The following is a 274-nucleotide window of genomic DNA, read 5'->3' on the forward strand; positions in this document are numbered from 1 at the left end:
AATACAGAGGGTGCAAGCGTTAATCGGAGTTACTGGGCGTAAAGGGCACGTAGGCGGTCTTGTAAGTCGGTTGTGAAATCCCCGGGCTTAACCTGGGAACTGCAATCGATACTGTGAGACTAGAGTCGAAGAGAGGGAAGCGGAATTTCCGGTGTAGCGGTGAAATGCGTAGATATCGGAAGGAACATCTGTGGCGAAGGCGGCTTCCTGGCTTCAGACTGACGCTGAGGTGCGAAAGCGTGGGTAGCGAACAGGATTAGATACCCTTGTAGTC

Annotated in this window: 1 rRNA gene; it reads left to right on the top strand. The window is 52.6% G+C overall.

Annotated elements, in window-relative coordinates:
- A 16S ribosomal RNA gene (locus ACTHSL_RS13600) occupies positions 1-274 on the top strand; the annotation flags it as partial.

This window comes from Neisseria sp. P0008.S010 (assembly GCF_051962715.1).
Taxonomy (GTDB): domain Bacteria; phylum Pseudomonadota; class Gammaproteobacteria; order Burkholderiales; family Neisseriaceae; genus Neisseria; species Neisseria elongata.